The sequence below is a fragment of the bacterium genome (assembly GCA_037147175.1).
In the GTDB taxonomy this organism is placed as follows: Bacteria; Cyanobacteriota; Vampirovibrionia; order Gastranaerophilales; family UBA9971; genus UBA9971.
Genome location: JBAWVS010000091.1, coordinates 1 through 4265, shown reverse-complemented (window position 1 = coordinate 4265; position 4265 = coordinate 1). Strand labels below are relative to the sequence as shown.

At 33.0% G+C, this 4265-nt stretch carries 4 protein-coding genes; 2 read left to right on the top strand and 2 right to left on the bottom strand.

What is annotated here, in order from left to right:
- Nucleotides 1-265: 265 nt before the first annotated feature.
- Complete coding sequence (locus tag WCG23_12990; protein MEI8390786.1) at nt 266-970, bottom strand: glycosyltransferase family 2 protein; 705 nt, start codon at nt 968-970, stop codon at nt 266-268.
- Between the two features lie 264 nt (nt 971-1234).
- Between WCG23_12990 and WCG23_12985 the strand changes: the two genes are divergently transcribed.
- Both WCG23_12985 and WCG23_12980 read left to right on the top strand, forming a co-directional pair.
- Nucleotides 1235-2260, top strand: a complete 1026-nt coding sequence (locus WCG23_12985; protein ID MEI8390785.1) for an acyl-CoA dehydratase activase — start codon at nt 1235-1237, stop codon at nt 2258-2260.
- Between the two features lie 179 nt (nt 2261-2439).
- Nucleotides 2440-3027 (top strand): hypothetical protein, encoded by a 588-nt coding sequence (locus tag WCG23_12980; GenBank protein MEI8390784.1) that lies wholly within the window; start codon nt 2440-2442, stop codon nt 3025-3027.
- A gap of 1 nt (nt 3028) precedes the next feature.
- On the opposite strand, the gene WCG23_12975 is transcribed toward WCG23_12980, so the two are convergent.
- Entirely contained in the window at nt 3029-3940 is a 912-nt protein-coding gene (locus WCG23_12975) for a universal stress protein (GenBank protein MEI8390783.1), read from the bottom strand.
- Nucleotides 3941-4265 lie beyond the last annotated feature (325 nt).

The following is a 4265-nucleotide window of genomic DNA, read 5'->3' as shown; positions in this document are numbered from 1 at the left end:
TATTGCAAATTACTCCAAATTCTTAAAAATTAGCTGCTTGTGCATTGGTCTTAATTAATAATTAAGAGCCGATATTGTTAAAAATAAAAAAATTAATCAACTCCAATTGCCAATTAATTTTTTTATTGTCATGTTGAGCAAAGCGAAACATCTGTCCCTTTTGGGTTTTAAGCTTAAATACTTTTTTGGACAGATTCTTCGGACTAAAGCCCTCAGAATGACAATACCAATATTAATGCGGATTTCAACTATCTAGCAATTCGAGTTAATCAAAAAATCTATACCAGATTAAAGCTTTTATTGCGCTGAGTCCATCTTTCCAACAGATTTTTTTTCCTTCGGTATAGTTTCTTCCGTTGTAGGAAATAGGAACTTCCTGAAGATGATATTTTAGCTTAAGAATTTTAGCGGTAATTTCAGGTTCAAAATCAAATTTATTTGATTTTATTGAAATATTTTTTATTATATCAGCGCTAAATGCCTTATAACAGGTTTCCATATCTGTAAGTCCGACACCAAAAAGCAAATTTGTAAAAAATGTCAGAGATTTGTTTCCTAAATATTGCAGAAATCCAAATTTTTCCATTGATTGAGCCGCCAAAAATCTTGAACCATAAGCAACGTCAGTTTTATCGTTTATTATTAATTTTATAAGTTCATTATAGTCATCGGGATTATATTCAAGATCAGCATCTTGAATAACTATAATATCACCTGTCGCATAAGAAATTGCAGTTCTTACGGCAGCACCTTTGCCCATGTTTTTGGCATGGTAAATAATCTTGTATTGTTGATTTTCTTCAAATATTTTTAAAAGTTCTCTTGTCCCATCCTTAGAACCGTCATCAACGAGAATAATTTCTTTTTCAAGAGAACACCATTCGGCGTTTTCCACTTTTTCAAGAATTTGCTTTAAGGTGCTAATTTCGTTAAAAACAGGGATGATTACGCTTATTTTATTTGCTTTCAATAATTTTTCTCCAAAACCTGACCGTCTTTGTCAGGGGAAACTTTACTATGGCCTATCTTGTTAAAATTATAAAATTTAAACTCTTTATGTTCAAGTCTGTTAACATATTAATAATATACTTGAAGTGTATTTATTACTTAATTACTTTGATATAACATATTTTTATCATGCAGTTAGATTTCATTTTTGGATTTTTTATCTTAAAATAAAATTTCTATATTAATAAAAACGCGCTTTTCAAAAATTAATCATGAGGAAAAAATAATGGCACGCAACTCTTTTTTAGGAATAGACGTAGGGTCGGTAACAACAAAACTGGCAGTTATCGATGAATCAGGAAAATATATAGACAGTGTAATGCTGAGAACTTCAGGCAAACCTGTTCTTGCTGTTCAAGAAGGGATGAAACAAATAGTAGCGCAGGCTCAAGAAGAATATAACATTCTCGGTGCCGGAACGACAGGAAGCGGAAGACAGCTTGCAGGGGCTCTTGTCGGAGCAGACATAATAAAAAATGAAATAACAGCTCACTCTGTTGCTGCCAGCATATATGTTCCCGGAGTTCAGACTATTCTTGAAATAGGCGGACAGGACAGCAAGATTATTATATTAAGAGACGGTATTGTTACTGATTTTGCAATGAATACAGTTTGTGCTGCCGGTACAGGAAGTTTTCTTGACCAGCAGGCAAGCAGATTAAACGTTCCTATCGCTGAATTTGGTGCTACGGCTCTAAAATCAACAGCGCCTGCAAGAATTGCAGGAAGATGCGGAGTTTTTGCAGAAAGTGATTTGATTCATAAACAGCAGCTTGGTTACGCGATACAAGACCTTTTATACGGTCTTTGCCAGGCACTTGTCAGAAATTATCTCAGCAACCTCGCTCTTGGAAAAGAAATTCTTCCTAAAATTGTATTTCAAGGCGGTGTAGCTTCAAATTCCGGAATGGTTAAAGCTTTTAAAGAAGTTCTTAACAATGAAATAATTGTTCCTGAACATCATCAAACAATGGGTGCAATAGGTGCGGCTATTCTTGCTATGGAAAATTATCAATTTACCGGTGTTCAAACGAAATTTAAAGGTTGGAAAGTCAGAGACTTTAAATTTACATCTTTCACTCATGAATGCTGCGACTGTGCAAATAACTGTGAAGTAGTTACTATTGTTCAGGGTGAAGTTGAAAATCAAACACCAAAATCCCCAAAAGAAGTCAAAGGAGACATTATAGCGAGATGGGGCGGCACTTGCGGAAAATGGGATTTAATCGAACAGCTTCAGGCAAGCAGATAAATTACGATAAATTACAATTTTGATATTTTTATATAAATTTATTATAATGATACTAAACTTCTATGCTTGGTATTATTAATAATAAGCTTTTTAAGATTAAAATCAGTCAGATATACGTATTAAATTTGTAATTTAAACCTCATAATAAATAAAAATCACAATGCGAAGGGGGAAAACAAATGGACTTCGAAAGACAAAATAAATTACCCGAAGGCGTGGGAAAAAAAATAATAGAAGTGCTTAAAACAAATAGAGAAAGAGAATTAGAAACTTTTTCAGAATTTGATTCACAAAATCAAAATAATTATGTAGAAAGTTCATCTTATAATTCTTATTCGGAGCCCGAATACAAAGATTATAATTATGATTTAAATTCTCCGGGCCAGTCTTCTTTAAGAGATGAATATATAGTAGCTCCCAAATATAGAGAGCAAAAAATTGTTAAAGAAACAAGCGGTTCTTCAAGTATTGATACTTTAATTGACCTTGTAACCAAGCTCCCTCCCGGCGTGACTAAGCAGACCGGAGCCCAAATTATCAGACATACAATGGAAGCAATGGGCATCCCTATGAATCAGGTTCTTGCAAAAGCGCAGATAGCGCAGGAAGAGCTTGAACAGGGAATAAAAAATGATATTAATATAATTGAAGAACACAGAACAAAAATTAAAATACTTGATAATGAAATTCAGCAATTCAAAAAAAAGGTTCATGATTTAGAAGATATCATAAGTTTATTTATTCTTTCCGAAAATAATAAAAGATAAATTATCGTCCCGGCTCGGGTTTGTTCTGGATAACAAGAACAGAAGCATTGGCATTATCGAGAATAATTTTGCTTATACTTCCAAGAATAAGGTGTGACAACCCTTCTCTTCCATGGGAACCCATAATAATTATATCTTTATGATTTTTTTCCGTATATTTTAAAATTTCTTCGGCAGTATCGCCTTGAAGAAGAGTTTTTTTACTTGAGTTTATATTGTTTTCTTCAAGAATTTCAGAAGTTTTTTCAAGAATTTCATTCATAATTTCATCTTGTTTTGTAAGGCATTTTTTAAGCCATTCTTCATCGGTTCTGATTTCAACGGGGAATTCTTCTACGGCAGCTTTTACGCTTAAAATCTCAACATAGCTGCCTTTAAAATCAATGATTTCTTGTGCTTTTCTGACAGCATTATATGAATTTTGAGAACCGTCAACAGCAATCAATATTTCTTTAGTTTGTCTGCCGTCATGACTTTGAGTGTAATCTGCTATGGGTTTTACAATAAAAATAGGTATCGGAGATTTATATGCAATTTTCCTGCTCACGCTTCCAAGCCATTTTTTAATTCCTTTTTTCCCATGAGAACCAAGAATAACCGCTTTGTAGTCGTTTTCGTAAATCAAATCAATAATCATGTCGGAAGGATAGCCGTTAAGTTGAATTTTCTCCGCGACTTTAAAGCCTTTTGACTCTATAAAGTTTGCAGTATCCTCAAGTAATTTTTCGGCTTTATTCCTATATTCAGGGAATTCCACTTCAACTTCATAAGGAAAGGTTATGAACGTATTTAAAAACCCTGTTTCCACTACGGTTGTTATGTCAATTTTAAAATCTTTTTTTATCAGCGTTAAAGCTTTTTCTATAGCATATAAAGAAGTTTCAGAGCCATCTGTGCAGAATAAAACTTTCATAGCCCCTCCGGAAGTTTTTTAAGCATTTAATATTAACTTCATTATAAATTTAAAGGAATAAGAAAAAAATTCCTGAGATGGGTATTAATTTTATGACAAAATAAAAACAGCCCTGATATTTTAATCAGGGCTGTTTTTTAAATATGTTTTGCTATAAGTTTTTAAATTTTAAAGACAGAAATTTGTTTTTGTAAATTTTCAGCAACACTGGCTAATGTGTGAGAAGATGCACTGATTTCTTCCAGGCTTGCTGTTTGTTCTTCTGTAATACTGGAAATCTCTTCTGCGCTTGCTGCCGTTTCTTCTGTTATCGCAGAAATGTTTT